The 26598-nt window shown below is 61.9% G+C and carries 25 protein-coding genes, 3 tRNA genes and 1 pseudogene; 18 read left to right on the top strand and 11 right to left on the bottom strand.

From position 1 onward, the window contains the following. Window positions 1-210 precede the first annotated feature (210 nt). From BN1127_RS00780 to BN1127_RS00765, 4 genes are all read right to left on the bottom strand, one after another. The gene (locus BN1127_RS00780) at window positions 211-717 is read right to left on the bottom strand and encodes a hypothetical protein (protein WP_041205374.1); all 507 of its coding nucleotides are present in this window, start codon (window positions 715-717) and stop codon (window positions 211-213) included. 198 nt (window positions 718-915) lie between these two features. Beyond that, window positions 916-1722 (bottom strand): exodeoxyribonuclease III, encoded by an 807-nt coding sequence (gene xthA, locus BN1127_RS00775; RefSeq protein WP_041205378.1) that lies wholly within the window; start codon window positions 1720-1722, stop codon window positions 916-918. A 225-nt stretch (window positions 1723-1947) separates the two neighbouring features. Next, entirely contained in the window at window positions 1948-2910 is a 963-nt protein-coding gene (locus tag BN1127_RS00770) for an ion channel (RefSeq protein ID WP_042648136.1), read from the bottom strand. A gap of 59 nt (window positions 2911-2969) precedes the next feature. Beyond that, entirely contained in the window at window positions 2970-4616 is a 1647-nt protein-coding gene (locus tag BN1127_RS00765) for a tetratricopeptide repeat-containing response regulator (protein ID WP_042648135.1), read from the bottom strand. Between the two features lie 277 nt (window positions 4617-4893). On the opposite strand from BN1127_RS00765, the gene BN1127_RS00760 reads away from it, so the two are divergent. Beyond that, a complete protein-coding gene (locus tag BN1127_RS00760; protein WP_041205380.1) occupies window positions 4894-5319 on the top strand; it encodes an Hsp20/alpha crystallin family protein in 426 nt (141 codons plus the stop codon). A 42-nt stretch (window positions 5320-5361) separates the two neighbouring features. On the opposite strand, the gene BN1127_RS00755 is transcribed toward BN1127_RS00760, so the two are convergent. After that, on the bottom strand, window positions 5362-6396 hold the full coding sequence (locus BN1127_RS00755; protein ID WP_042648134.1) for an FAD:protein FMN transferase: 1035 nt from the start codon (window positions 6394-6396) through the stop codon (window positions 5362-5364). A 301-nt stretch (window positions 6397-6697) separates the two neighbouring features. Between BN1127_RS00755 and azu the strand changes: the two genes are divergently transcribed. After that, window positions 6698-7138 carry an azurin gene (azu, locus tag BN1127_RS00750; RefSeq protein ID WP_042648133.1) on the top strand — a complete coding sequence of 147 codons (441 nt, stop codon included), beginning with the start codon at window positions 6698-6700 and terminating at the stop codon, window positions 7136-7138. 59 nt (window positions 7139-7197) lie between these two features. On the opposite strand, the gene BN1127_RS20830 is transcribed toward azu, so the two are convergent. Then, the gene (locus BN1127_RS20830) at window positions 7198-7653 is read right to left on the bottom strand and encodes a PD-(D/E)XK nuclease superfamily protein (protein WP_048824562.1); all 456 of its coding nucleotides are present in this window, start codon (window positions 7651-7653) and stop codon (window positions 7198-7200) included. Window positions 7654-7754: 101 nt separating this feature from the next. Further along, complete coding sequence (locus BN1127_RS00740; protein WP_042648132.1) at window positions 7755-8318, bottom strand: HutD family protein; 564 nt, start codon at window positions 8316-8318, stop codon at window positions 7755-7757. A gap of 263 nt (window positions 8319-8581) precedes the next feature. Between BN1127_RS00740 and BN1127_RS00735 the strand changes: the two genes are divergently transcribed. Further along, entirely contained in the window at window positions 8582-9550 is a 969-nt protein-coding gene (locus BN1127_RS00735) for a nucleoside hydrolase (RefSeq protein WP_042648131.1), read from the top strand. A 102-nt stretch (window positions 9551-9652) separates the two neighbouring features. Next, complete coding sequence (locus BN1127_RS00730) at window positions 9653-9982, top strand: DUF3634 family protein (RefSeq protein ID WP_005326902.1); 330 nt, start codon at window positions 9653-9655, stop codon at window positions 9980-9982. 103 nt (window positions 9983-10085) lie between these two features. Here BN1127_RS00730 and BN1127_RS00725 read toward each other — a convergent pair whose 3' ends face one another. After that, window positions 10086-10994 (bottom strand): LysR family transcriptional regulator, encoded by a 909-nt coding sequence (locus BN1127_RS00725; RefSeq protein WP_005326901.1) that lies wholly within the window; start codon window positions 10992-10994, stop codon window positions 10086-10088. A gap of 120 nt (window positions 10995-11114) precedes the next feature. On the opposite strand from BN1127_RS00725, the gene BN1127_RS00720 reads away from it, so the two are divergent. From BN1127_RS00720 to BN1127_RS00685, 8 genes and pseudogenes are all read left to right on the top strand, one after another. Next, entirely contained in the window at window positions 11115-11558 is a 444-nt protein-coding gene (locus BN1127_RS00720) for a carboxymuconolactone decarboxylase family protein (protein ID WP_005326900.1), read from the top strand. 500 nt (window positions 11559-12058) lie between these two features. After that, on the top strand, window positions 12059-13132 hold the full coding sequence (cyoA, locus tag BN1127_RS00715) for a cytochrome o ubiquinol oxidase subunit II (RefSeq protein WP_081805657.1): 1074 nt from the start codon (window positions 12059-12061) through the stop codon (window positions 13130-13132). A 3-nt stretch (window positions 13133-13135) separates the two neighbouring features. Beyond that, window positions 13136-15112, top strand: a complete 1977-nt coding sequence (gene cyoB / locus BN1127_RS00710; RefSeq protein WP_041205386.1) for a cytochrome o ubiquinol oxidase subunit I — start codon at window positions 13136-13138, stop codon at window positions 15110-15112. After that, window positions 15081-15728, top strand: a pseudogene (locus tag BN1127_RS00705) (cytochrome o ubiquinol oxidase subunit III); the annotation flags it as partial. The gene cyoB and the pseudogene BN1127_RS00705, both read left to right, overlap by 32 nt. Beyond that, the gene (locus tag BN1127_RS00700) at window positions 15728-16057 is read left to right on the top strand and encodes a cytochrome o ubiquinol oxidase subunit IV (RefSeq protein WP_005327195.1); all 330 of its coding nucleotides are present in this window, start codon (window positions 15728-15730) and stop codon (window positions 16055-16057) included. The pseudogene BN1127_RS00705 and the gene BN1127_RS00700, both read left to right, overlap by 1 nt. Window positions 16058-16070: 13 nt before the next feature. Further along, entirely contained in the window at window positions 16071-16961 is an 891-nt protein-coding gene (cyoE, locus tag BN1127_RS00695) for a heme o synthase (RefSeq protein WP_005327197.1), read from the top strand. A 280-nt stretch (window positions 16962-17241) separates the two neighbouring features. After that, a complete protein-coding gene (locus tag BN1127_RS00690) occupies window positions 17242-18603 on the top strand; it encodes an MFS transporter (protein WP_042648130.1) in 1362 nt (453 codons plus the stop codon). Window positions 18604-18660: 57 nt separating this feature from the next. Next, on the top strand, window positions 18661-19029 hold the full coding sequence (locus tag BN1127_RS00685) for a DUF1428 domain-containing protein (protein WP_041205388.1): 369 nt from the start codon (window positions 18661-18663) through the stop codon (window positions 19027-19029). Window positions 19030-19183: 154 nt separating this feature from the next. Here BN1127_RS00685 and BN1127_RS00680 read toward each other — a convergent pair whose 3' ends face one another. Further along, window positions 19184-20287 (bottom strand): YdcF family protein, encoded by a 1104-nt coding sequence (locus tag BN1127_RS00680; RefSeq protein ID WP_042648137.1) that lies wholly within the window; start codon window positions 20285-20287, stop codon window positions 19184-19186. Window positions 20288-20436: 149 nt separating this feature from the next. Further along, a complete protein-coding gene (locus BN1127_RS00675; protein ID WP_042648129.1) occupies window positions 20437-21324 on the bottom strand; it encodes a LysR family transcriptional regulator in 888 nt (295 codons plus the stop codon). 101 nt (window positions 21325-21425) lie between these two features. Here BN1127_RS00675 and BN1127_RS00670 point away from each other — a divergent pair, with 101 nt between their 5' ends. From BN1127_RS00670 to BN1127_RS00660, 3 genes are all read left to right on the top strand, one after another. Then, window positions 21426-22064, top strand: a complete 639-nt coding sequence (locus BN1127_RS00670; RefSeq protein ID WP_042648128.1) for an NAD(P)-dependent oxidoreductase — start codon at window positions 21426-21428, stop codon at window positions 22062-22064. A gap of 397 nt (window positions 22065-22461) precedes the next feature. Next, window positions 22462-23490, top strand: coding sequence for an isopenicillin N synthase family dioxygenase (locus tag BN1127_RS00665; protein WP_042648127.1), 1029 nt, complete (start codon window positions 22462-22464; stop codon window positions 23488-23490). 125 nt (window positions 23491-23615) lie between these two features. Next, a complete protein-coding gene (locus tag BN1127_RS00660) occupies window positions 23616-24779 on the top strand; it encodes a trans-sulfuration enzyme family protein (RefSeq protein WP_042648126.1) in 1164 nt (387 codons plus the stop codon). Window positions 24780-24879: 100 nt separating this feature from the next. On the opposite strand, the gene folD is transcribed toward BN1127_RS00660, so the two are convergent. Continuing rightward, window positions 24880-25737: a bifunctional methylenetetrahydrofolate dehydrogenase/methenyltetrahydrofolate cyclohydrolase FolD gene (gene folD / locus BN1127_RS00655; RefSeq protein WP_005326697.1), complete on the bottom strand. Its 858-nt coding sequence runs from the start codon at window positions 25735-25737 to the stop codon at window positions 24880-24882. 203 nt (window positions 25738-25940) lie between these two features. On the opposite strand from folD, the gene BN1127_RS00650 reads away from it, so the two are divergent. From BN1127_RS00650 to BN1127_RS00640, 3 genes are all read left to right on the top strand, one after another. After that, window positions 25941-26017: transfer RNA gene (locus BN1127_RS00650), tRNA-Pro, on the top strand. A gap of 36 nt (window positions 26018-26053) precedes the next feature. Beyond that, window positions 26054-26130: transfer RNA gene (locus BN1127_RS00645), tRNA-Arg, on the top strand. A gap of 124 nt (window positions 26131-26254) precedes the next feature. Beyond that, window positions 26255-26330, top strand: a tRNA-His gene (locus BN1127_RS00640). Window positions 26331-26598: the final 268 nt, after the last annotated feature.

Here is a 26598-nt window from a genome sequence, read left to right as displayed (position 1 = left end):
CACGAGGGTGCGAACGTCTTGGGTGATGACATGGTACTTCTTCTCTCGTATCGGGCCGTCCGGCCGTGAGCGGATGCGGTGCAACAGGCACGTGACGCTCGGCTCGCGGTGGACAGGATTTGCCGACAATCGGGGCACCGCCGACGGATCGGCCGGTGCACGGCATGGCGATGGCAGTACCATCGCACGGGCTATCGGGAGAAGTGGTTTCTAATGGCGCAGCACGGACAGCATCAGATGCCGTCTGGGCCAGGAGGGCGGATGGGTACCACGCAGGCGCAGGAAGGGATCCCGCAGCCAGTTGTCCAGCAGGGGACCGACATGCCACGAAGGGGGCAGCAACAACAGCGGAAGCAGCAGCAATGACAGCAGCAGGCCGAACAGGGGAGGCGCATTGGCGGCACCGGAGAAGCCGCTCTGCATCTGGCACTCATCCCCCGACAGGGACTCCGCATTCACTGTGCCCGAATGGCAGGAGAGGGGAGCTGTGCCGGCCTGGTCATGGTTCATGGCGGCGTGCTGTACGGACTCGCTCCCGTGCAACCCATGAGACAGGGGATGGGGCTGTGCCATCGGGGTCAGGGTGGTGTCGGGTGAGTGGCTTGTAAGGGAGGTGGCCGCACCATGCCAGCCGATGCAGAGGGTGAGATTGCAGACGAGCAACAACGCCAGCAATAGCCGGGCGATGAGTTCTGTGGGCAATCTCGATGACAACATGGTGCATCTTTCCTGTGACGAATATGAGAAATGTAAACCTTACCAACAGGAGAAGGTCAAGGTATGGCAGACCCGCTCTGCCAAAGAGTTGATATGGATTAAGAAATGGCGGGGCTATAAACAAGAAAGCCCCCGCATCGGCAGGGGCTTGGGGTCGGGAGATGGCAGAGATCCGGGCCAGGAGGCCCGGCACCGGGATCAGGCGAAACAGGTCCAGATGGGGGCGTGATCGGAGGGTTTCTCGATGCCGCGCAGCTCGTAGTCGATGCCGGTCTCGGTCACTTTGTCCTTGAGGGCATTGGACGCCATGATGAGGTCGATGCGCAGGCCACGGTTCTCGTCAAAGCCCCTTGAGCGGTAGTCAAACCAGGAGAAACGCTCGCATTCGGTGGGGTTGGCGGCGCGGAAGGTGTCGGTGAGGCCGAAGCCTTTGAGCCGCTCCATCCACTCACGCTCGATGGGCAGGAAGGAGCACTTGCCATCCCGCAGCCAGCGCTTGCGGTTCGCCTCGCCGATACCGATGTCGAGATCCGTGGGGGAGATGTTCATATCCCCGATCAGCGCTATCTGGTCGTCCGGGCTGTGGTGGGTCTCGAGGTAGTGCTGCAGGTCCTCGTAGAACTTCTGCTTGGCCGGGAACTTGGTCTCGTGATCCTGGCTCTCCCCTTGGGGGAAGTAGCCGTTCATCACCTTGATGAGGGAGCCATCTTCCCGCTTGAAACTGGCCATGATCATGCGGCGCTGGGCATCCTCGGGATCGGTGGGGAACCCCTTCTGCACGTCGATGGGCGCCTGCTTGCTCATGATGGCGACCCCGTAGTGACCCTTCTGGCCGTGGAAGACCACGTGGTAGCCCATGGCCTCCACGTCCGCGACCGGGAAGGCTTCGTCGTGGACCTTGATCTCCTGCAGGCCGATCACATCCGGTTGATGCTTGTCGATGATGGCTTGCAACTGATGAAGACGGGCACGCAGGCCATTGATATTGAAAGAGATGATCTTCATGTCAGGGATGCTCATGTCGTTTTTATTAGTCGCTATTGGACTAGGAATCCGGTCTGGATGCAAGTTCAGGTGCCGGGCTATCGGTAACCTGTTCACGAGCTGTCGCGAGAGGCTGTCAGCAAAGTGAAGCGCAGCGCAGGAACCGGAGCGTATAGATATACGTGAGGATTCCGAGCAGCACATGAGCCTTGATCACGGCCTCGCAGCAAGATCGTGGGCAGCTTGTCAGCGGGTCATCTTCTTGACGAACACCACCACGAACAGCGCCAGCGTGAAGCTGCCGGTGAAAGCCTCGAAGGCGGCGAAGATCCGCGAGAGGCCGACCGGGGTGAAGTCGCCATAACCCAGGGTGGTGAAGGTCACCACGCTGTAGTAGAGGCATTCCAGCAGGAAGGTGGCGTTCTCTTCGAGGGTCGCCTCCGGGCGGTAGATGAGGTGGTTGCCCGCGAAGTTGAGGCCGCAGAAGAAGTAGAAGATGCTGCAGATGAAGATGAGCAGCAGGGAGAAGAGCACCACCCGCATGGGAGCCTCGCCGTAGCCGCAGAAGAGATCCACTATCCAGGAGGCGAATCGGTGATAGGACCAGAACGGCATCTGCAGGCGGCGCATGGTGAGCTCCTGCTGGATGTAACGGCCGGACATGGTGAAGATCCCCTGGGCCTCCGAGGCCTTGCGCAGATCCCGGTAGGTCTCTTCCGCCTCCTTGAACCAGACGCGGGCCTGCACCGGGTCTCGTTCGCTTCGCCCCTTCCTGTCCTGCATCAGGCGCCTGCCGGTATCCAGGTTGTCGAGCCGGGTGTTCTTCCAGCGAATGCCGAGCAGGTTGACGTCGTGCAACTCGGCGCAGTGCAGGTTGGCGTCACTGACATCGGCCTTCATCAGGCTGCCGCCCTTGATGCGAATACCGTAGAGGTGCGCGCCGCGCAGGTTGGCGCGATAGAGGTTGCACTGCTCCAGCAGGAACCCCTGTGGCCCCTCTCTGTTCACCAGGTTGAGACCGGCGAGATCGGCGCGGGCCAGTTGCAGACCGTGGCACAGGCCTCCCTGGCGCACATAGTGCTCCAGCGCCGCGGCGGTGTCCGGGGATGAGTGAGAGGCGTGAGGGTCGTGCCAGTGGCACAGGTCGTGATCCCCCGCCTCTTCGCTGCAGTGGCGGCCATCCGCCACCAGGTATCGGCACATCCCCATGCTGTCGCCCCTCCTTGTCTGAGTCTGTATCAGCATAGGTGAGGGAGAGGCGCCGCTGGCTAGGCTATCTGGTTAAATTCCTGGCGCAGCTTGCGAAAGCGATCCTGCTGGGCGGGATTGAGGGGGATGCCCTCCAGCACCTCCAGGGTCTCCTTGCACTCGGCGCCGAATTCCGGGCTCTTGCGGTGCTTCTGCATCAGTTGCAGCAGCACCTGGATCTTGTTGAGGGCGGCGCCGGTATTGGCGGGCGCCCGGCGCAGGGCCTCGCGGAAATGGCCGAGGGCCTGCTCCAGCTCCCCGCTCTGGTAGGCCTTGATGCCGAGATCGTTGAGCTGCTGGTAGCGCTGACGGCGCTCCTGCACCGTCTTGTCGTCGCGGGTCACCTGGATGCAGGTGGTGAGCAGCCGGTCTTCGTCCTGTGCCAGCAGGGATTGCAGGCTTTCGGCGTACTCGAACTCCCCAAGCTGGTAGAGGGCGAGTATGGTCTCGCCGAGCAGGGCGGGGGGCATGGTCTCGGGCTTGTCCAGCCAGTTCTGGTTGGCGCGATAGAGCATCTTCTTGCCCTTGAGCAGTTCTCCCAGGGCAATCCGGACCCTGGCCTGACAGATCTGCTCGAACACCGGGTAGTTGAACTCCGACATCATCAGGGAATCGCGAATGCGCGACAGGGCGGAGTTCACCTGCTTTTGCAGGTTGGCGATGTGATAGCCGTCGTTGCTGTTGAGGGCATAGAGCGTCAGGGTCTGGATGTAGGCCCCCAGGTAGTGGGGCGTGCGATGGATGGAGTTGCGCGACAGGTCGATGAGGGCGAGCAACACATCCTTGGCCTGGCCGTAGTCGTGGCGCTGCAGGCACACCTCTGCCAGGCGGCGGGAGAGCTGCACCGACTGGGGGGAGATGTCCACCGCCCGGCGCAGCTCCTGCTGGGCCAGCTCCTCCTTGCCCAGGGAGAGCAGGGACTCCGCCAGCCAGAGATGGGCCTCCACCATCAGGGGGGTATTCTTCAGCGTCGCCTGCAGGTGGCTCACCGCCTCGTCATAGAGCGCCAGACGGTAGCAGGCCTTGCCCAGAGTCAGTCTGGCCCAGCTGTTCTCCTGGCCGGCCAGCAGCTGGCGCATCAGGCTGCGCGCCTCCTTGGCCTGGCCGAGCTTGAGCTGGGTGTCGGCCTGCAGGCAGCGGCAGAAGTTGGCGAAGCGCGGCGCCGCATCGGCCTGCCTGGCGCAGGCTTCGACCAGCGCCGGCAGGTCATCCCGGGTGAGGGCGGTGAAGACGCTCTCCAGGGCCTGGCGGCGGGCGAGGGCGCGCTTCAAGCGAAACGAGAACTGCTCCTGGGAGAAGGGTTTCATCAGGTATTCGTCGGGCTCGGCTTCAAGGGCGCTCAGCACCATGGCACGGGAGCTGTCGCTGCTGACCATGATCACCACGCTCTGGGGCGGGATCAGTTGCTGATCCCGCAGGCTCTCCAGCAACTGGCGGCCGTTCTCACCCGCCCCCAGCTCGTAGTCGAGCAGATAGATGTCGAAGCTCTCTTTCTGGCAGCGACGGCGCGCCTCGTCGGCAGAATTGATGTAGGTGATGCGGCTGATGCCGATGTTGATCAGCATCGCCTTCATCATCATCTGGAAGGATCGCTGCTCGTTGACCAGCAGGATGCGCCTGGGCTTGGGCTGTGCTTTCTTCTCTGGTGCGGGATCCGGTGTCTGCATCTGTCTTGCATCGAGGCGCTGCGGGCTGGTGGGAGAAGTGTGCCACCAAAGTCCGCAGGCAGGCAATTGAACATGGGAAGGGTCCCCGTTTTTACCGCCGAGCGCAGAGCCGGGCCGCAAAAAATCATGGCGCGTACTTGATCTCCGTCAACCGGGCACGAGATGGCAGTGGCGCGGTTCCATCCGTTTTTTAGACTTGAAGGGAGGCAGATCCCGGCGATCTGCAGACGGGCAGCGGGCCCGCCGATGTTTTACCCACACCATAAGGAGGAATCAAATGAGTTTGCTACCGAGCCGAACCAGCCTGTTTGATGACCTGTTCCACGACATGGCCTCCGGTTTCTACATCCGGCCCCTGCACGGGGATCCCCTGCCCAGCCAGATCAAGCTGGATCTGAGGGAGAGCGACGGCGGTTACCTGCTGCAGGCCGAGTTGCCCGGGGTGGCCAAGGAGGACATCCACGTGGACGTGCACGGCAAGCTGGTGACCCTGAAGGCGGAGATCCGCCAGCACGACAGTCAGAACAAGGAAGACAGGGCTCTGCGCAGCGAGCGCTACTATGGCAGCGTGTCACGCACCGTCGAACTGCCGGTGGAGGTGGCGCCGGACAAGGTCAGCGCCCGCTTCGACAACGGCATCCTCACGTTGCAACTGCCCAAGCAGGCGGTCACCCCGGCGCCCCATCGGGTCCCCATTGAATAACGCGCCATCATGAAGAGGCCCCGCATTGCGGGGCCTCGTTGCTCATGGCTGCCTGCGCACCAGATAGGGGGCGAACTCCGGGGTGTGGCGCGCCGCAAACCCCTGATCCGTCTTCTCGATGAGATAGACCGCCAGCTTGTGCTCGGTGGCAAAGGCCATCGCCTGCTCCGGCCCCATCACCATGAGGGCGGTATCGAGGGCGTCGGCCTCGAGCGCGGTCGGGGTGATGACGCTGGCGGAGACCAGCTTGTGGGTGACGGGCTCGCCAGTGGCGGGATCGATGATGTGGGAGTAGCGTCGGCCATCGAGTTCGTAATAGTTGCGATAGCTGCCTGCGGTGCTGAGGGCCATGCCGTTCGGGGTGACCACGTCCTCGATGGCGCCCGGCCTGTCCGAGGGCTCGACGATGGCCACCCGCCAGGGGTTGCCCTTGTCGTTATGCCCCTTGCTGCACACGGCGCCTGCCACCTCGACGAGGTAGTTGTGCACCCCCTTGCGCTCCAGCAGCCTGGCTATCTCGTCCGAGGCAGCCCCTTCCCCCAGGGTGGAGAGATCCAGATAAAGGTTGGGGATGCTCTTGCCGAGCAGGAAGTGGTCCCCTTGCGGCGTCAGGCTCAGCTTGTCGATGCCGACCCGCTCCCGTGCCTGGGTGATCTGCTCCGCGGTGGGCCGCTTGACCGGACGCTTGTCCGGCCCGAAGCCCCACAGGTTGACCAGGGGACCCACGGTGACGTCCAGTTTGCCCCGGGTGAGGCGTCCCGCATCCATGCCCTGCCGCACTATCCTGGCCATGCTGGTCGGTATGGGCATGGGGGCCTTGCCTGCGTTCCGGTTGAAGCGGGAGATGAGGGAGTCCGGATCATAGGTGGAGATCTCCTGGTTGAGTCGCGCCAGCAGGGCATCGACCTCCCCTTGCAGCGCAACCTGGCCGCCGGGGAAAGGGTCGCTCAGGGTCACCGCGTAGTAGGTGCCCATGGTGCTACCCTGAATGCGGGTCTGGGTCGGGGCCGGCTGACAGGCGGTCAGCAGCATCAGACAGAGCAGCAGGCCGAGGGGGGCCAGGGAGAGGGTCTTCATCTTGCATTCTCGTGAAAGTCGTCGACGGGGGAGCAGCTTAGCCAAGGGGGCCTGGGTTGACGAGCCCCTGACGCCGGACTTGACTGGAAATAATTAAGCGACGCTGGCGGTGAGCCTGTGGATCTGTTTCACCGTCAATGCCATCGGGGAGTGACCTGGTCCGCAGCTTTGAGCAAAAGCCGTCTTCCTCCGGCGACATTTGGGTACAATAAAGATCGATCATGACAGCATCTTTAGCGTGTCGCCGAGCGATTCGCCAGACAAGGGTGTTGCCATTCCTCGTCAATCAAAGGAGAAGATGATGAAAAAGGTGTTAACCCTGCTGCTTCTGAGTTCACTGGCGGCCCCGGTGCTGGCCGATGAGTGCGCATTGGTCATCGAAGGCAATGACGCCATGCAGTACAACCTCAAAGAGATGAGCGTGCCGGCCACTTGCAAGGAGGTGACGGTGACTCTCAACCACACGGGCAAGTTGCCGGTGGCCAACATGGGCCATAACTGGGTGCTGGCCAACACCGCCGACTATCAGGCCGTCGCCACCGCGGGCATGAGCGCCGGTGTCGATCACGACTACCTGCCCAAGGACGATGCCCGAATCCTGGCGCACACCAAGCTGGTGGGCGGCGGCGAGAGCACCAGCGTCACCTTCAAGACCGACGGGCTGGCAGGCAAGGATCTCACCTTCTTCTGCTCCTTCCCCGGCCACTTCGCCATGATGAAGGGCGCTTTCAAGGTTGGCTAAGCCGCTTTGCCTGTCATGACATTAAAAAGCCGGGATCTCCCGGCTTTTTGTTTTGACCCTCATAGCCAGAGGGTAAACTCCGCCAGGTCATAGCATTTGATATTCTTTTCGGCGCACTTCGTTGCTTCAGACTTCAACCATTCAAATGCTGCTTTTTTGTGCCCTTGGCCTTCAATCAAGATAATGACATTAGGTTCTGGTGCTTTATGAGCACTTTGTAAAAAGAAAGGAAACTTACGGTCAACTGAGCCTGAAACCTGTTGTTGGTGAGGTTCCACTCTAGTCAAGCCATCGAGTGGATGGTTAATGACAAAAGCACTAAAGGCTTTTAATCCATACAGATCTTCGTAGGGGACTCTAGTCTTGAATGTCTTGGGAATAGAAAGGTTATTTCCTTCTGCATACTCAAATTCCTCTAAGATGCCCCTTATTTTTGTCTGCAACTGTTGATTACTTTTTTCTTCTTCAGTACTGAGCTCAGGTGGTGCTTCAAACCCGTCCAATGTGTATTGCATAGGATCTCTCATCACATAAACCAGAGAGACCCATGCTACTCCCATAAGGTCAAATATCAATCTGCAGATGATTTTTTGGCCTAGTCATAAATGGGCTGCGGTTATTGCACGTTTGCTTGCAGGGTAAAGAAGGCGAGGGTGGTCTTTTTCCCGCACTCGAAGTGGATGCTCTCCTCGCCCTTGACCACCAGGGTCTCGTTGACCGCGACGGCTCGGCCATCCACCTCGAGCTGACCGCTCAGCAGGTGGCAGAGGTAGGTCTTGTCCGCCTCCAGGGTGAGGGTCAGGGGGAAGGGCACATTGAGCACCCGCACGTTGGCGCTGAGGCGTTTCGGGTCGTAGATGAGCCCCAGATCCGCCACCTCCTTTTTCAGCAGCTCGCAGTGGGTCTCATCATCCCCGCTGAAATGGGCCGCCTCGAAGGTGGCATAGGGGTGACCGTTGAGCACGAAACCGGCGCCGCTGACGGGCAGCAGGATGCGCTGATAGCCGGGAAATTTGGAGAAGGGACCTGCCGCCTTGATGGGGGCCGAGCTCAGCCGGTAGTCAAAATCGAGCTTATCCAGACTCGAGCCCGGGGGGGAGACAAGGATCTGGGCCGTGGTGCCCTGCTTGTTTTTCCAGGGCATCTTCAGCTGGTCAGACTCTTTAATCAGGGTGATCACGTTGGCGCCTCGACGAGGAGTGGGAGAGTAAGGCCAAGTGATACCATCCCGCAGGCCTGCTCACAAGGCGCGGGGGGCTGGGGACGGTCCGACTGTCCAGAATGTCGTCACTCCGGCCCCTGACCATCACAGGCTCCCGGATAAGGTGCTCAAGATGTCGCCGATCGGCGGAGTGGGGGGAGTCAAAGGTCGAGGCTGTGATCCTGACGCTGTTAAACGAGCTCGAGGTCGCTACACTGGCACTTCTGCCGTATGGAGGCCCCATGACCCACAAGATCATTCTGGATACCGATCCCGGTATTGACGACGCCATGGCAATACTCTTTGCCGAGGCCCACCCCGCCATCGACTTGCTCGCCATCACTACTGTGTTTGGCAACGCCACCATAGAGAACGGGACCCGCAACGCGCTCTGGCTCAAGCAGAAATACGGCATGAAGGCAGAGGTGGCCCAGGGTGCCGCCGCGCCGCTGCTGCGCGAACCCGTGGGGCCGACCACTGTGGTGCACGGCCCGAGCGGGCTGGGGGATGTGGAGGCGGGGGAGGTGACCCTGGCGCCGGATCCTCGCCCGGCCTGGCAATACATCGTCGAGACGGTGAAGGCCAGCCCCGACGAGATCACCTTGGTGACAATCGGGCCCCTCACCAACCTGGCGCTGGCGCTCGAGGCCGCCCCCGAGATCACCGCGCTGGTGAAGCAGGTGGTGGTGATGGGGGGCGCCTTTGGCGTCAACGGCCATCGCGGCAACGTAACCCCCTATGCCGAGGCCAACATTCACGACGATCCCGAGGCGGCCGATCGGGTGTTCACTGCCCCCTGGCCCGTGGTGATCATCGGGCTGGACGTGACCCAGCAGAGCTTCTTCAGCAGCGCCTACCTGGATGCACTGCGGGATGACGCAGGTGAGCCTGGCCGCTTCCTGTGGGCGGTGAGCCGCTTCTACCTGCGCTTCTATTCCGAGCGCATCGGCCTCAATGGCTGCCACGTGCACGATCCGTCCGCCATCGCCTATGTGATCGATCCCGAGCTGTTCACCCTGCGGGAGGGCCCGGTACGGGTCATCGACCATGGTCCCGCCATCGGCCATACCCTGCAGAAGTTCGATGGCAAGTCCCATCCCCACGATGAGTGGGCGGGCTTCCCCGCTCAGCGGGTCGGGGTGGCGGTGCGGGATCAGGCACTGCTGGCGCTCTATCGTGAGACGCTGGTGGCCTGGGGGAAGGATTGCTGAGACGCTCGCCAGCGTGATGGACAAAGCGTGAGGCTCGCCAAATAATTGCCAGCCGACGCTGGCCTATACTGACGAAAACTGAGGTATTCAAGGAGCAAGCGGATGGCCTGGTTGTCTTTGCTGGTGGCGATAGCCCTCATCTGGTGGCTGATGAAGCTGGGGCGGGGCGCTCTGTTCGAGATCCGGTTGCAGCCTGGCAAGGTACTGCTGAAGCGAGGCTCTGTGCCGCCGCGCTTCCTGGCCCAGGCCAAGCAGATCCTGCAGCAGGAGCCGGTACGGGGACGCATCCTGGGTCAGCGCGATGGCAACGGGGTCAGGCTGGTCTTCTCCCGCTCCATCCCTGAGCCCGTGGCCCAGCGCCTGCGCAGCGTTTTCCCCTATGGGGATTATCGCGGCGTTACCTCACCCCCGGATGGGCGCAATGCCCGCTGAACCCGTGGGCTGAACTCTTCCGCTGAACGTGCTGTTCACACCGGACGCCGGGCACTCAGCCCGGCGTTTGCTTTTCCCATAAGTCATGGCCAGGACGCAGTCATCAGCGCGGCACTTGCAGGGGCGCCATCACCTCGATCAGAAAGTCGATGAAGGCGCGGGTCTGGGGCTTCAAGAAGCGGCCGCCGCGAAATACCGCATGGATCTCGTCATGGCGATCCTCGTACGGGGAGGCCTGCCAGTCCGGCAACAGCGGCTGCAGAGTGCCATCGTCGATCCCCTGTTGCACCATCCAGCTCGACAGCAGCAGGATGCCGGTGCCCGCCTGGGCCGCGCACAGCAGCGGCGTGCCGCCGACCGAGGCGAGGTTGCCTCGCACCGCGACCCTGTGCCGCTGCGCCCCTTGCCGGAAATACCAGTGCTGGCGCTGACGGCCATGGCCGCGGATGAGGCAGTTGTGGTGTGCCAGTTCATCGGGATGGGCGGGCTCGCCATGGCGCGCCAGATAAGCGGGGGAGGCAACCAGCAGGGTCCGGTTGGTGAGCAGGTGGCGGGCATGGAGGCCGCTGTCCACGGGGCGCCCGATACGCACCGCAACGTCCACGTTTTCGGCGTCGAGATCCACCAGCCGGTTGTCGAGCTCGATCTCGAGCCGCACCCCGGGGTAGCGGGCCAGGAAGGCCGGCAGGCGCGGTGCCAGCCAGGCGGCGCCGAAGCTCTCGAATACCGAGACCCGAAGCGGGCCCTCTGGCGCCACCGGCAGGGGCTGCAGGGATTGCACCAGCTGATCCGCCTCCTCCAGCAGGCGCGCCGAGCGGGCAAGGAAGTACTCACCCTGCTCGGTCAACACCAGTTGACGGGTGCTGCGCTTGAATAGCGGGATCCCCAGCTGTTGCTCCAGCGCATCTATGGTGCGGGTCACCGAGGAGGGGGCCAGGTTGAGGGCCCGGGCGGCCCGGGAGAAACTTCCCGATTCCACCACCTGAGCCAGGATGCGGACGCGATCCAGCATGGGTATACCTTTGCGATAAGCGCAAAACTGTTGCAGGTTATGGCGGTATTCTATCCATGGATGAAAGTGTGAACAATGTGCTCATCGCCCAAGGGGGGCGCTCACCTCAGGAGTATTGCCATGTCAGATCGTATCCAGCTTGCCAGCCAGGTACCCGCCGCCGTCTCGGCCATGATGGGGCTCGAGGCCTATCTCGGCGGGACCGATATTCCCCTGTCGCTCAAGGAGCTCATCAAACTGCGGGCCTCCATGCTCAACGGCTGTGCCTACTGCATCGAGATGCACGCCGAGGTGGCCATGAAACACGGTGACAGCCCGCAGCGCCTGTTGGCGCTGGCCGCCTGGCGCGAATCCCCGCTGTTCGACGAGCGGGAGCGGGCCGTGCTGGCCCTGACCGACGAGGTGACCCTGATCGGCGAGCGAGGGCTCACCGAGGAGACCTACCAACAGGCCCTGGCCCTGCTTGGGGACACCCTGCTGGCCCAGTGCTTGATGCAGGTGGTCACCATCAATGCCTGGAACCGGATCGCCGTGGCGACCCGAATGGAGCATAAACACCCCTGAGGGAGACGCAGTGGTGGGGTGTTGTCGTCAACGGGTCTTGTATGAGGCCCGTTTTTCATGGCGGGCCTCAGACAGGGCAGCCCCTTCTGCACCTCCATCGGTCCCGGGAAGTTAATCATACATTCGTTTGATTAATTATTTTTTTATTCCACCTCGGAATATGCGCATCCAGATCAAGGAATGGTGATGGCGCTTGTGCATCAAGAGGGGGTTGAATGGCTCTTTTTTGCCCTGTTTATCCCTCTGAAAATAAGGGTAATGGGTCGTTTTGATTGATTGGTGAGCGATTTTGGCGAGGGAATAAATTAATGGAAGATGAATTGATGAACTGTGAATTTAATAAATTGGTTGCTGTCAAGTGATTAACATCTGATACCTGTTGTCACCACTCTTAAAACAATTTCGGGATTAATTTTTCATGTTGTTCACATGGCGGTCTGATGCAATAAAATGCGGCATTTTTATTATACCAATAAGCCTTGAAACGATGAGGACATTGCATGAGACCTTTTGAAGTAAAGAGGGGCTTGGGCGCTTTGCTGTTGATGGCAACCGCTGGCTTGCTGAGTGGCTGCGACATGGCTCTGATGAGCCCCAAGGGGCAGGTTGGTCTGGAGCAGAAGTCACTGATATTGACCGCACTCGGGTTGATGTTAATCGTGGTGATTCCTGTGATTATTATGACGGTGGCATTTGCTCGTAAATACAGAGCATCCAATACCACTGCCAAATACACCCCGGATTGGTCTCACTCCAACAAGATTGAAGCGGTCGTCTGGACCGTGCCCGTCATTATTGTCGCCATCCTTGCGGTGATTACCTGGAAAACCTCCCACTCCCTCGACCCCTACAAGCCATTGGAATCTGACGTCAAGCCGATCCAGGTCGATGTGATTTCGCTGGACTGGAAATGGCTGTTCGTCTATCCGGAGCTGGGGATCGCCTCGGTCAACGAGCTGGCCTTCCCGGTCAACACCCCGATCAACTTCCGGGTGACCTCAGACACCGTGATGAACTCCTTCTTCATCCCCCAGCTGGGCGGTCAGATCTACGCCATGGCCGGGATGCAGACCAAGCTGCACCTGATTGCCAACGAGGCGGGTCAGTACAAGGGGATCTCCGGCAGTTACAGCGGCGCCGGTTTCTCTGGCATGAAGTTCAAGGCGATTGCCACCCAGGACCAGGCCGGTTTCGATGCCTGGGTTGCCAAGGTGAAACAGTCTCCCAAGATGCTGAGCACCATGGGTGAGTTCGATGCCCTGGCCAAGAAGAGCGAAAACCACCCGGTTGAGTACTTCGCCAGCGCCGATCCCAAGCTGTTCGTCAATGTGATCAACAAGTTCATGGGCGGCATGTCCCATGGCGGCCATGACGCTGCAAAAGATGGCGCCATGGACCACGAGGCCATGAAGCATGACGCCGCGAAAGCAGAACCCATGGACCACAAGGCCATGAACCATGACGCTGCAAAAGCAGAGTCCATGGACCACGCGGCCATGAGTCACGACGAGCATGCCGGACACATGGCCACGTCCATGGCTGACAAGAGTGTGAAAGCAGGATCCGAGGAATAATCGATGTTTGGAAAATTGACACTCGAGGCTGTTCCGTACCATGAACCCATCATCATGGTTACGATAGCCTGTATCATCTTGGGTGGGCTGGCGATTGCCGGTCTCATCACTTATTACGGCAAGTGGCAGTATCTGTGGAAAGAGTGGTTCACCTCGGTAGACCACAAGCGCCTCGGTATCATGTATCTCATCCTGGGCATGGTCATGCTGCTGCGCGGCTTCGCCGATGCGGTCATGATGCGTGGTCAGCAGGTCATGGCCTCCGCCGGTAGCGAAGGCTACCTGAACGCGCACCACTACGATCAGATCTTCACCGCCCACGGCGTCATCATGATCTTCTTCGTGGCCATGCCGCTGGTGATCGGCCTGATGAACATCGTGGTGCCGCTGCAGATCGGTGCCCGTGACGTCGCCTTCCCCTTCCTGAACAACCTGAGCTTCTGGTTTACCGCCGCGGCCGTGGTGCTGATCAACGTCTCCCTCGGGGTCGGTGAATTCGCCCAGACCGGCTGGCTGGCCTATCCGCCCTTGTCGGGGCTGGAGTTCAGTCCCGGGGTTGGGGTCGATTACTGGATCTGGAGTCTGCAGATTTCCGGGTTAGGTACCCTGCTGACCGGTGTCAACTTCTTTGCCACCATCATCCGGATGCGTGCCCCCGGCATGACCATGATGCGTCTGCCGGTGTTCACCTGGACCGCCCTGTGCGCCAACATCCTGATCATCGCCTCCTTCCCGATCCTGACCGTCACCATCGCCCTGCTCACCGCAGACCGTTACCTGGGTACCCATTTCTTTACCAATGACATGGGTGGCAACATGATGATGTACATCAACCTGATCTGGGCCTGGGGTCACCCCGAGGTGTATATCCTGGTGCTGCCGGTATTCGGGATCTTCTCCGAAGTGGTGGCGACCTTCTGCAAGAAGAAGCTGTTCGGCTACACCTCCCTGGTGTGGGCGACGGTGGCTATTACCGTGCTCTCCTTCGTGGTCTGGCTGCACCACTTCTTCACCATGGGGTCTGGCGCCAACGTGAATGCCTTCTTCGGCATCACCACCATGATCATCTCCATCCCGACCGGGGTGAAGATCTTCAACTGGCTGTTCACCATGTACCGTGGTCGCATCGAGTTCAGCTCCCCCATGTTGTGGACCGTCGGCTTCATCATCACCTTCACCGTGGGTGGGATGACCGGGGTGCTGCTCTCCGTGCCGGCTGCCAACTTCGTGCTGCACAACAGCCTGTTCCTGATCGCCCACTTCCACAACGTCATCATCGGCGGCGTGGTGTTCGGTTGCTTCGCCGGTATCACCTACTGGTTCCCGAAAGCGTTCGGCTTCAAGCTGGATGACGTCTGGGGCAAGCGTGCGTTCTGGTTCTGGATCACCGGTTTCTTCGTGGCCTTCATGCCGCTCTACGTGCTGGGCTTCATGGGCATGACCCGTCGTGTCAGCCAGAACATCGATCCCGAGTTCCATGGCTGGCTGGTGGTTGCCGCCTGCGGCGCCGGCCTGATTGCCATCGGCGTCTTGTGCCAGCTGATCCAGGTCGTGGTCAGTATCCGTGACCGCGAGAAGAACCGTGACTGGACCGGCGATCCCTGGGGTGGCCGTACCCTGGAGTGGGCCACTTCCTCTCCGCCGCCGTTCTACAACTTCGCCATCGAGCCCAAGGTGACCGGTCTGGACGCCTTCTGGGAAGCGAAAGAGGACGGCAGCGCCTATCGCCAGCCGGCCAAGTACGCTCCCATCCACATGCCGAAGAACTCAGGTGCCGGTGTCATCATCGCCGCCTTCAGCGTGGTGTTTGGCTTTGCCATGATCTGGCACATCTGGTGGATGGCCATCGCCGGCTTCGTCGGCATGATCGCCACCTGGATCATCCACAGCTTCAACGACGATGTGGACTACTACGTACAGGTTGACGAGATCGAGCGCATCGAAGGTCAGCATTTCGACAATATCAACAAGGTGGCTTAACTCCATGGCGACTGACGTTCTACATCACACCCACGGTGCCCATGAGGATGGGCACCATGATGCCGGTGCCACCAAGGTATTCGGCTTCTGGATCTACCTGATGAGTGACTGCATCCTGTTCGCGACCCTGTTCGCGACCTATGCGGTCCTGGTCAACGGCACCGCCGGCGGCCCCACCGGCAAGGACATCTTCGAACTGCCGTTCGTGTTCGCCGAAACCATGCTGCTGCTGCTGAGCTCCATCACCTTCGGGTTCGGCATGCTGGCCATGAACAAGAACAAGGTCTCCGCGGTCAACACCTGGCTGCTGGTCACCTTCCTGCTTGGCGCCGGCTTCATCGCCATGGAGATCTACGAGTTCCATCATCTGATCGTCAATGATGCGGGCCCGGATCGCAGCGGCTTCCTGTCCGCCTTCTTCACCCTGGTCGGTACCCACGGTATCCACGTGACCAGCGGCCTTATCTGGATCATCGTGATGATGGTACTGATTAGCAAGAAGGGGCTGACCGAGCGCAACCGCACGCGCCTGATGTGCCTGAGCCTGTTCTGGCACTTCCTCGACGTGGTGTGGATCTGCGTCTTCACCGTGGTCTATCTGATGGGGGTCATGTAATGAGTCATTCCGTTGACAATCACGGCGCCAGCCACGGCAGCGTCAAGTCCTACATGACAGGCTTCGTGCTGTCACTCATCCTGACCGCAATCCCGTTCTGGATGGTGATGGACGGCTCCGCTTCCCATGCCATGGTGCTCGGCACCGTGGTCGGCATGGCGGTGGTGCAGATCTTCGTGCACCTGATCTACTTCCTGCACATGAACACCTCCTCCGAGGAGCGCTGGAACCTGGTGGCACTGGTCTTTACCGTGCTCATCATCGCCATCGTGGTCGTGGGTTCCCTGTGGATCATGTACAACCTCAACATCAACATGATGGTTCACTGAGCGGGTTGATGTAATGATGAAGCAATACCTGCAAGTGACCAAGCCGGGCATCATCTTCGGTAACCTCATCTCGGTTATCGGCGGCTTCCTGCTGGCCTCGAAGGGGAGCCTGGATGTACCCCTGTTCATCCTGACCATGGTGGGGGTGTCACTGGTGGTGGCCTCCGGTTGCGTGTTCAACAACTACATCGACCGGGACATCGACTGCATCATGGAGCGCACCAAGAACCGCGCCCTGGTGCGGGGGTTGATCGCGCCGGGCGTCTCGCTCTGGTATGCGACGGCGCTGGGCGTTGCGGGCATTGCACTGCTCTACTTTGCGGCCAACCCGTTGGCCGCCTTGCTGGCGGTGCTGGGCTTCCTGGTCTATGTGGGGGTCTACAGCCTCTACATGAAGCGTCATTCTGTCTATGGCACCCTGGTCGGCAGCCTCTCCGGCGCCGCGCCACCTGTCATCGGCTACTGCGCGGTGAGCGGCCAGTTCGACTCGGGGGCGCTTATCCTGCTGGCGATCTTCAGCCTGTGGCAGATGCCGCACTCCTATGCGATAGCCATCTTCCGCTTCAAGGATTACCAGGCCGCCAACATACCCGTGTTGCCGGTGGTGAAGGGCATTTCTGTGGCCAAGCACCACATCACCCTCTACATACTGGCGTTCATGGTGCCGACCCTGATGCTGTTCCTCGGCGGTTACGCCGGTTACAAGTACCTGATCGTCGCCACCGCGGTGAGCGTCTGGTGGCTGGGGATGGCGCTGTCTGGCTACAAGGCGGCGGTGGATGACTCCCTCTGGGCGCGCAAGCTGTTCATGTTCTCCATCGTTACCATCACCTGCCTGAGCGTGATGATGTCGGTGGACTTCCAGCCGGACGCAGCGCCCGTGCTGGTGAGCATGCTGCCCTGAGGCTGGAGCTGACATGTTCTCCATCGTCGTCATCATCTTCACCTGCCTGAGCGTGATGATGTCGGTGGACTTCCAGCCGGACGCAGCGCCCGTGCTGGTGAGCATGCTGCCCTGATAGTGTGAACTGCACCCCTAAATACATGAAATCCAGAGCCGGGAACCTTCCCGGCTCTGTTATTATGAGGCCCGCCCTGCGGGGCACCTTGTCGGCTTTTTCGGGTGTGGCGTGCCTTGTCATCAGCCCCTTTCTATCTCCTCTCTCTGACCTATCGAGGCCATCATGAATGATTTCACCATGACGAGGGGCGAGCGCCGCGCGACCTGGGCGCTCGGCTCCGTCTTCTCGTTGCGCATGCTCGGCATGTTTATGGTGCTGCCGGTGCTGACCACCTACGGCATGTCCCTGGCGGGTGCCTCGGAGGCGCTCATCGGTCTTGCCATCGGCATTTACGGCATGACCCAGGCGCTGTTCCAGATCCCCTTCGGCCTGCTCTCCGATCGCATCGGCCGCAAGCCTCTCATCGTCGGCGGTCTGCTGATGTTTGCGGCAGGCAGCGTCATCGCCGCCCTGAGCGACTCCATCTGGGGGGTCATCGTCGGGCGCGCCCTGCAGGGGAGTGGCGCCATCTCCGCCGCCGTAATGGCGCTCCTGTCGGATCTCACCCGGGAGCAGAATCGCACCAAGGCCATGGCCTTCATCGGGGTGAGCTTTGGCATCACCTTCGCCATCGCCATGGTGACAGGCCCCCTGATCACCCAGGCGGTGGGACTCTCCGGGCTGTTCTGGCTCATCGCCCTGCTGGCGCTGGCGGCCATCGCCATGGTGATCTGGGTGGTACCGACCCCGGCGGCCCACCTGCAAAATCGCGAGTCCGCCATGGTGCGCGGCGGTTTTCGCACCGTGCTCACCAACCCGCGCCTACTCAAGCTCAACCTCGGCATCCTCTGCGTTCACACCCTGCTGATGTCGAGCTTCGTGGCGCTGCCGCCCCTGCTCGAACAAGCTGGGCTGGCTCGGGAGCAGCAGTGGCAGGCCTATCTGGTCACCATGCTGGTCGCCTTCGTGAGCGTGGTGCCCTTCATCATCTATGCCGAGAAGCACCGCCAGATGAAGCGGGTCTTCATCGGGTGCGTGCTGGTGATGCTGGCCGCCGAGCTGGTGCTCTGGCAGGCAGGTCTGCAGCTCTGGGGTCTGCTCGCCGGGCTGCAGCTCTTCTTTGTCGGCTTCAACGTGATGGAGGCACTGCTGCCGTCCCTCATCAGCAAGGAGTCCCCACCGGGTTACAAGGGGACCGCCATGGGGGTCTACTCCACCAGTCAGTTCCTCGGGGTTGCCATCGGCGGCAGTCTCGGGGGCCTGCTCTACAGCCTGGGGGGCGGCCCTCTGGTATTTGGCGGCTGCGCCGTCCTGGCCCTGCTCTGGTTTGGGGTGAGTCTCACCATGGCCGAGCCTCCCTACGTCAGCAGCCTGCGCATCGTACTGCCGGAGGGGGTCGAGGCCACCCCGGCGCTGGAGCAGAGGATCCGCGCCTGCGACGGGGTGAGCGACGTGCTGTTGGTGCGCGAGGAGCACTCCCTCTACGTGAAGGTGGACAGCAAGCGCCTGACCCGCAGCGATCTGGAGCGGCTGGTCTCCCTCTGAGGGCGGCCAGGGGCGCGGCTGCTATGCTGAGATCCTCAACCACAGGAGGAACCTCTCATGTCATATGTAGACGGATTCGTGATCGCCGTGCCCACGGTCAACAAGCAGGCTCTGATCGATCATGCAGGGTTGTTTGACCCCATCTTTCTCGAATATGGCGCCACCCGGGTGCTGGAGTGCTGGGGGGATGACGTACCCCACGGCAAGCAGACCGACTTCTACCGCGCGGTGGCGGCCAAGGAGGACGAAGCCGTGGTCTTCTCCTGGGTGGAGTGGCCGAGCAAGGCGGTGCGGGACGAGGCCATGACCAAGATGATGAAGGACCCCAGGATGGATCCGGCCAGCCCCATGCACCAGGCCATGCCCTTCGATGGCGCCCGCATGATCTTCGGGGGCTTCATCACAGTGCTGGAGCTCAAGGGCTGATACCCCGCCAGCGCCAAAAGCCCGCCTGGCCTTGGAGGGCTTCACCATTGTGGCTGGCGCTCAAGGGCTGATACCCGCCAGCGACACCCAGGCCCATTAGAGATGAAAAAGCCCGCCAAATGGCGGGCTTTTTGCTGGGCGTCATGCCATGGGATCAGCGTTCGATCAGCGGGGCCGAGCGGTAGCTCCAGAGGCCATAGGTGCGCAGGGCGTCGCGGTAGATGCCGAGCAGCTCCTCCGGGCTTGCCTTGGCCAGGGCGGAGAGGGGCTTGTCCGGGTAGGCGACACTGTCGATGCGGATAGTGGCCGGGCCGCTCTGCCAGCAGGCGATTTCCAGCAGGGTCTGGCCCCGGCGCACATGGCTCGCCGAGCTCACCAGAGTGGCGTATTCAATCTCGTGGCGGGCGAGGGCATAGCCGCTGTAGAGGGCGTTCTCCACCGTGCTGGTGGCGTAGTTCTCCTCGATGATGCGGGAGCGGTCGATGCCCTTCTTCGCCAGCCAGTCCGCCATCAGCTTGCCCTCGGTCTGGCGGTTCTGGGGCACGCCGCCGGTGAGGATGACGAGGGCCGCCGGATCGGCCTGGGCCAGGGCGCGGGTGGTCTCGAGGCGCCCCAGCAGGATATCGTTCATGGAGCCATCGGGATTGAGGGCATAGCCCAGAGTGACGATGGCGCGGCGCCCCTTCTTCTCGCCCCGTCCCTGACGCTCCTTGAGGGGGGTGGCGACCACCCTGTCCACGGTGGCGAACAGCCGCTGCAAATCCGCGGCGCGACCGGCATTGAGCTCGACGACCCGCTTGACGTAGCCATCGGACTTGGTCTGATCGCCCTTGAAGCGCAGCCAGGTGGCGAGATAGGTGTTGATGTCCAGATCGTCCGGCGCGGCGGTGAGGGCCTGCTCGAACAGGGCGATGGCCCTCTCCACGTTGCCGTTGTAGATCTGGGCGTTGGCCGCCGAGATGAGCAGATCGGTGCGATAGGGCTCGAGCTGGTGGGCCTCCAGCAGCAGGGTGGTCACCTGCTCCATGTTGCTCGGCATCTTGGCGGTGAAGCCGGCATCTGAGACCCGGGCGGGGGAGTGGAAGATGCGTGCGGCGTCTGCCAGCAGCTGATCCACCACCTGGCGCTTGCTGATGAACTGCTCGTAATTCTGCTCCTTTTGCAGGGAGCGCACCGGGGCGGCCCAGGCATCGGATGAGACAACGAGCGGCAGCGTCAGCAGGCTGGTGAGGGTCAGGGCAATCGCGGTTTTCTTCATCATGGGGCTCCACCTGGGGTGAGGGGTGCGATGCCGTGGCTCGTCCCCTGAATGCTTTTCCAATAAAAACAGATGCTTGGTTTGCTGCCTACTCTACTCCTTTCCCGATGAAAAAACGTGAACCGTTCCGGTTATCCCGATGGCGCCCCTCAGCGCAGCCCCAGCCGCTCCTGCAGGAAGGCGAGCCAGGCCTCCACCTTGGCGGGCAGGTGGCGGCGCCTGGGATAGACGCACCAGACGCCGTGCTCGGGCAGGGCATGGCCCGGCAGCACGGGCACCAGTCGGCCGGCGGCGAGATCCCGCGCCACGATGAAGTCCGGCATGTTGCCGATGCCGAGCCCCGCCAGCAGCGCTGTGTGGATGGCATCGCTGTTGTTGACCTCGAAATTGCCCCTGGGGGTGATGGCCACCTCTCCCTCTGGCCCGTGCAGGCGCCACTGGGTGCCGCCGCGAAACAGGGAGTAGAAGAGGCAGTTGTGGCGCTCGAGATCGGCCGGGGTGTGGGGCGTGCCGGCCTGCGCCAGGTAGGCGGGGGCGGCGCACAGCAGCATCCGGGTCTGGCCCAGCTTGCGGGCCACCAGGGTGGAGTCCGGCAGGGAGCCGACCCGCAGCGCCACGTCGATGCGCTCGGCAATGAGATCCCGCTTCTCGTCGTCGGCGATGATCTGGATGCACAGGCCCGGATGGGCCTGCAGCAGGGGCGACAAGGCCAGCGCCAGCGGCTGGCCCGCCATCCCCACTGGCGCGGTGATCCGCACCTCCCCGAGCAGGCTGTCGCGCACTTCCGAGAGGCGCAGCTCGGTCTGGTTGAGGGTCTGTTGCAGGGACTGGCACCCCTGCCACACCACCTCCCCCGCCTCGGTCAGGCTGAGGCGACGGGTGGAGCGATGCAGCAGGGTGAGGCCGAGCAGGCTCTCCAGCTGGCCGATGTGCTGGCTGACGGCGGAGGGGGTCATGCCGAGGGCCTTGGCGGCCCCCGTCATGGTGCCCGCCTCCACCACGGCGGCGAAGATGGCGTAACGTCTGAGCTGATCCATTATTAAATCCAGCTTACAAGTGAATGCAACTTACAGAGGATTATTAAATCAAATCCGGGGGCGTAGGATAGCCCCATTCCCACAGTGAAGGAGAGATATTCATAAAGATTGCCCTCATAGGTGCCAGCGGTTTTGTCGGTTCAGCCATCCTCAATGAGGCCGTCAGCCGTGGCCATCACGTCACCGCCATCGTCCGCGACACCAGCAAGCTGACACCCCACCCGCAGGTCCGGGCGGTAGCGGTAGATGCCCAGGACCCGCAGGCGCTGGCCGACGTGCTCAAGGGGCACGATAGGGTGATCAGCGCCTACAACCCGGGCTGGAGTGCCCCGGATATCCATGATCAGTACCTCAAGGGCGCCAGCGCCATCGTTGAGGCAGCCAACGCCGCCCACAGCTGGCTGCTGGTGGTCGGCGGTGCCGGCAGCCTGGAGATAGCCCCCGGGGTGCAGCTGGTGGATACCCCGGACTTCCCGGCCGAGTGGAAGCAAGGGGCGCTCGCGGCCCGCGACGGTCTCACGGCGCTTCGCCGCGAAACGACCCTCGACTGGCGCTTCGTCTCCCCGCCGGTGTTCCTCGAACCCGGCGAGAAGCGCGGCAGCTACCGTCTCGGGGGCGATCAGGTGCTCTTTAGCGGCGACAAGCCTGCCGGCATCACGGTCGGCGATCTGGCGGATGGGGTGCTGAACGAGGCGGAAACACCGGCTCACCTGCGCCAGCGCTTCACTCTGGGTTACTGAAGAGGCTGATCTGGGCGCGCTGGGCGGGCGTTCGCCCTCTATCCTCTGCGCCACGCTACCAAAGGGGAGGCTGATGCCTCCCCTTTGTTCATTCGCCTCCTGCGGGCACTGCGCCTTCCCTGCCCCTGGAGGATTCATGGGCAAGGCGATCGCCAGGGGCGCATTTTCTCCGTGCAATCGACAGGCTGCCCCAAAGGGATCGAATTCTATTTCGACTTTTGTATATAACTAAGAATATTTTGTTGCTTCCACCTTATAACCCCGAACAGTAGCATCCCCTTAAACCCAAATGGTGCCATCGTGAGCCACGGACCCGAGTCCTGCCACGAGCCACACCGCCGTCTTTGTACCGGATCCTCGGGACTGCACCCGACATCCGGCAAGTGAGGAGATGCACATGGAACATTCATCACTGCCCATCATCGACTATGCCGCGATCAATGGCGCCCCCGAGGAACGTCGCCAGATGCTGGCCAAGCTTGGCCGGGCGGCCCGCGACATCGGCTTCTTCTATCTGACAGGCCATGGTCTGAGCGAAGCGCAGCAACGGGATACCCTGGCGCTGGCGGCCCGCTTCTTCGCCCTGCCCCTGCAGGAGAAGCTGGCGGTGCAGATGGTGCACTCCCCTCACTTTCGTGGCTACAACCTGGTGGGGGCCGAACTCACCCGGGAGCGGCCGGACCGGCGGGAGCAGTTCGACATCATGAACGAGGAGCAGGCCCTCCCCCTGGCGCAGATAAGCCACCCCTGGCAGCGGCTCACAGGCCCCAACCAGTGGCCCGCTGCCCTGCCCGAGATGGAGACGCAACTACTGGCGTGGCAGGGGCGGCTGAGCGACATCACCCTCACCCTGCTGTCGGCCTTTGCCGAGGTGCTGGAGCAACCGGCCGGGGTGTTCGATGAGAGCATCCAGGGCGCCCCCTATCAGCACATGAAACTCATTCACTACCCGGGACGGGAAGCGGGAGGCAGCGGCCAGGGGGTCGGCGCCCACAAGGATCCCGGCTACCTGACCCTGGTGATGCAGGACCATCACTCCGGCCTCGAGGTGGAGACGGCGAGCGGCTGGATTTCCGCGCAACCCCTGTCCGGCGCCCTGGTGGTCAATATCGGCGAGCTGCTGGAGCTTGCCTCCAACGGCTACCTCAAGGCGACCCTGCACCGGGTGCAGAGCCCGCCCCCCGGGGTCTCGCGTCTCTCCTGCGCCTTCTTTATGGCGGCGAGGCTCGATGCCACAGTGCCGCGGCTCACCCTCTCCCCCGAGCTGGCGGCCGAGGCGCAGGGGCCTGAGAGCGACCCGGCCAACCCCCTCTTCTATCAGGTGGGGGAGAACGTGCTCAAGGGCAGGCTGCGCTCCCACCCGGATGTGGCGGCTCGCCACTATGCTCAGCAACACAGGGTAGCGCAGGAGCCGATACCGGCCTGACACCATCAAGGGGGTGGCGACAAGCCGCCACCCCGACCACAGGACAGGGGCGCCAGTGTGGCTCCGTCCACCGATTTCCACACCAGAACAACAACGCCATAGCCTGGCGACCACGGAGCAAAACGATGAAATTCAAGACCATGAGCGTGCACAGCGGCCAGCGGATCGACCCCCAGACCGGCGCCCTCACCACACCGCTCTACCAAAGCAGCACCTTCAGCTACGTCAACGCCCAGGCGGGCAAGGAGCGCTTCGCAGGCCAGGCCCCGGGCTTTATCTACAGCCGCTTCGGCAACCCCACCACCGCCGAGCTGGAGCTGAAACTGGCGGCTCTCGAGGGCGCCGACGAGGCGCTGGTGGTGGCGAGCGGCATGGCGGCGGTGAGCGCCATCCTCTATGCCCTGGCCAGCAGCGGGGATGAAGTGGCCTACGTCGGCCCCCTCTACGGCGGCACCGATGCGTTCTTGAAACAGACCTTCAGCCGGGCCGGCATCACCATCACGGGTTACGACAGCGATCAGGATCTGCTGGCCAACATCCGCCCCGCCACCAGGGTGATCCTGTTCGAGACCCTGACCAACCCCACCCTCAAGGTGGTGGATCCCCGGGTAGTGGTAGAAGCGGCCCGCAAGGTGGGCGCCATCACTGTGTGTGACAACACCTTCCTCACCCCCTACCTGCTGCGCCCACTGGAGCTCGGCATCGATCTGGTGATGCACAGCGGCACCAAGTACCTCGGTGGTCACGGCGACATCATCGCAGGTGTGGTGGCTGGCTCCCACGAGTTGATGAAGTCGGTGCGCACCGTGGCCCTCAAGCACATCGGCTCCCCCATAGGCCCGCAGGAGGCCTACCTGCTGCAGCGCGGGGTCAAGACCCTACCCCTGCGCATGGATGCCCACCTGCACAACGCCCAGAAGGTGGCCGACTTCCTCGCCGCCCACCCGGCGGTGAAGAAGGTGATCTACCCGGGGCTTGCCAGCCATCCGGGTCACGACGCCCTCGGCGCCTTCGCCAGCGGCTTTGGCGGCATGGTGAGCATAGAGCTGGAGGGGGGCTTTGCGCACTGCGCCACCCTGCTCGACAACCTGCAGCTGTTTGTGCAGGCGGTGAGTCTCGGGGATCTCGAGAGCCTGGCCTGCCATCCGGCCAGTACCACTCACGCCGCCATGGACGAGGCGAGCCGCCTCGCCGCCGGGGTGAATGACGATCTCATCCGCTTCAGTATCGGGGTGGAAGACGCCGACGATCTCATCGCCGATCTGGCGGCGGCGCTGGCCCTGATCTGACCCTCAGCACCATGCACGACCGGCGCCACGCGCAATAAAAAAGGGAAGGCCAGGCCTTCCCTTTCTCTCATCCATTCCCGGGTGCGGGAAGGGGCCCTGCTCAGGCGTCGTGATAATCCTGGCAGGCGCTCAGGGTGTTCTCCATCAGGCTAGCCACCGTCATGGGCCCCACGCCACCGGGCACAGGGGTGATGAAGGCGGCGTGATTGCGCGCCGTTTCAAACTCCACGTCCCCCACCAGGGAGCCGTCGGCCAGGCGGTTGATCCCCACGTCGATCACCAGGGCCCCCGGCTTGACCCACTCCCCCGGGATGAAGTTCGGCTTGCCCACCGCCACCACCAGCAGATCGGCACGGCGCACCTGGGCTTCCAGATCCTGGGTGAAGCGGTGACAGGTGGTAGTGGTGCAACCCGCCAGCAGCAGCTCCAGCGTCATCGGGCGACCGACGATATTGGAGGCACCTACCACCACAGCATGCAGACCGTGGGTCTTGACGCCAGTCGCCTCGATCAGGGTCATGATCCCCTTGGGGGTGCAGGGACGCAGCGCCGGGATGCGTTGTGCCAGACGGCCCACGTTGTAGGGGTGGAAACCATCCACGTCCTTGTCGGGACGAATGCGCTCCAGCACCTGGGTGGTGTCGCAATGAGCCGGCAGGGGCAACTGCACCAGGATGCCGTCCACCTCCGCATCCTCATTGAGCCGGTCGATCAGGGCCAGCAACTCTTCCTGGGTCGCATTGGCGCTGAGATCATAGGAGCGGGAGACAAATCCCACCTCTTCACAGGCACGACGCTTGCTGCCCACATAGACCTGGGACGCCGGATCCAGCCCCACCAGGATCACCGCCAGACCCGGTGCCCGCTTGCCCAGTGCCAACCGCTGTTGGACTTGTTCGGCGACCTGATTGCGAATCGTTTGCGCAACCTGTTTTCCATCAATGATTTTGGCAGACATCGTTCTTCACTCACCATGTGTTCAACTGCCGCGCATTGTCGCATTTTTTTGGCGCAGGTGTTAGCGGCTCTCGCCTGGCGGGCAATAAGTAGGCATTTGAATTTACTGGTGGAAAAAATCGTTGACGCTGACTTTGACGCTTGGGTATGATGCCCGCCCGTTGCCCAGTCGTACCGCCCCCGGTATGCTGGACGATGAGATGTCGGTGATTAGCGCAGCCCGGTAGCGCATCTGGTTTGGGACCAGAGGGTCAAAGGTTCGAATCCTTTATCACCGACCAGGTTCATCGAGACGTCTTGTGGCGGCTCGATACAGAGCGCCCTTAGCTCAGTCGGATAGAGCAACGGCCTTCTAAGCCGTGGGTCGCAGGTTCGAATCCTGCAGGGCGCGCCATTTAAAATGTGTTTTAAATCATTGAGTTATTGACGAAGAGTGTGACTTATCGTCCATTCGGCAGATTATCTCAAGATGACCTTGGCCAAGCCTTGGCAGACACAAAATGGCGATGATTTCAGTGGTGGCTGTAGCTCAGTTGGTAGAGTCCCGGATTGTGATTCCGGTTGTCGTGGGTTCGAGCCCCATCAGCCACCCCATTATTTCTCTGTTGCTGGTAGTAGATGGCTTCGATATCGCTAGCCGCTTATCAGCAAGACAGCCCCGTGCAATTCATGCGCGGCGATAAACCGCCCCCGTGCCGGTTTTTTTGTTTTAGTGAACAAAATCACGCCCATGGAGGTGGCCTATGTCTCTTCGTAATTCAGCTCGCAAGCAGCCCGCTCGCCAGCCCTCCCCCACGACGGGTAACCCCGCCCTCGATCTCTTCCACCGCAACTGGCAAGCGCTCGAAAAGCTACAGGCAAA

Source organism: Aeromonas media (assembly GCF_000819985.1).
In the GTDB taxonomy this organism is placed as follows: domain Bacteria; phylum Pseudomonadota; class Gammaproteobacteria; order Enterobacterales; family Aeromonadaceae; genus Aeromonas; species Aeromonas media.
Note: the sequence above shows the minus strand (reverse complement) of the source record. Positions and strands in the feature narration are given on the sequence as shown.